This window comes from Bilifractor porci, assembly GCF_009696005.1.
Classification (GTDB): Bacteria; Bacillota; Clostridia; order Lachnospirales; family Lachnospiraceae; genus Bilifractor; species Bilifractor porci.
The window spans coordinates 1-1,529 of record NZ_VUMV01000021.1; the positions used below are offsets into that span (position 1 = coordinate 1).

General features: G+C 53.0%; 1 rRNA gene. It reads left to right on the forward strand.

What is annotated here, in order from left to right:
• A 23S ribosomal RNA gene (locus FYJ60_RS12400) occupies nucleotides 1–1,529 on the forward strand; the annotation flags it as partial.

The window sequence follows — 1,529 nt, forward strand, 5'->3', positions numbered from 1 at the left end:
GAGGCGAACCGGGGGAACTGAAACATCTAAGTACCCCGAGGAAAAGAAATCAACCGAGATTCCCCCAGTAGCGGCGAGCGAACGGGGAGCAGCCCAGAGCCTGAATCAGTGTGTGTGTTAGTGGAAGCGTCTGGAAAGGCGCGCGATACAGGGTGACAGCCCCGTACACAAAAATGCACATGCTGTGAGCTCGATGAGTAGGGCGGGACACGTGGTATCCTGTCTGAATATGGGGGGACCATCCTCCAAGGCTAAATACTCCTGACTGACCGATAGTGAACCAGTACCGTGAGGGAAAGGCGAAAAGAACCCCGGCGAGGGGAGTGAAAAAGAACCTGAAACCGTGTACGTACAAGCAGTGGGAGCCTCTTTATGGGGTGACTGCGTACCTTTTGTATAATGGGTCAGCGACTTATATTCTGTAGCAAGGTTAACCGAATAGGGGAGCCGAAGGGAAACCGAGTCTTAACTGGGCGTTAAGTTGCAGGGTATAGACCCGAAACCCGGTGATCTAGCCATGGGCAGGTTGAAGGTTGGGTAACACTAACTGGAGGACCGAACCGACTAATGTTGAAAAATTAGCGGATGACTTGTGGCTGGGGGTGAAAGGCCAATCAAACCGGGAGATAGCTGGTTCTCCCCGAAAGCTATTTAGGTAGCGCCTCGTGAATTCATCTCCGGGGGTAGAGCACTGTTTCGGCAAGGGGGTCATCCCGACTTACCAACCCGATGCAAACTGCGAATACCGGAGAATGTTATCACGGGAGACACACGGCGGGTGCTAACGTCCGTCGTGAAGAGGGAAACAACCCAGACCGCCAGCTAAGGTCCCAAAGTCATGGTTAAGTGGGAAACGATGTGGGAAGGCCCAGACAGCCAGGATGTTGGCTTAGAAGCAGCCATCATTTAAAGAAAGCGTAATAGCTCACTGGTCGAGTCGGCCTGCGCGGAAGATGTAACGGGGCTAAAACTATGTGCCGAAGCTGCGGATGTATACTTTGTATACGTGGTAGGGGAGCGTTCTGTAAGCCTGCGAAGGTGTGCTGTGAGGCATGCTGGAGGTATCAGAAGTGCGAATGCTGACATAAGTAACGATAAAGCGGGTGAAAAGCCCGCTCGCCGGAAGACCAAGGGTTCCTGTCCAACGTTAATCGGGGCAGGGTGAGTCGACCCCTAAGGCGAGGCCGAAAGGCGTAGTCGATGGGAAACAGGTTAATATTCCTGTACTTGGTGTTACTGCGAAGGGGGGACGGAGAAGGCTATGTTAGCCGGGCGACGGTTGTCCCGGTTTAAGCATGTAGGCTGGTTGTCCAGGCAAATCCGGATAATCAAGGCTGAGGTGTGATGACGAGGCACTACGGTGCTGAAGTAACAAATGCCCTGCTTCCAGGAAAAGCCTCTAAGCATCAGGTAACATCAAATCGTACCCCAAACCGACACAGGTGGTCAGGTAGAGAATACCAAGGCGCTTGAGAGAACTCGGGTGAAGGAACTAGGCAAAATGGTGCCGTAACTTCGGGAGAAGGCAC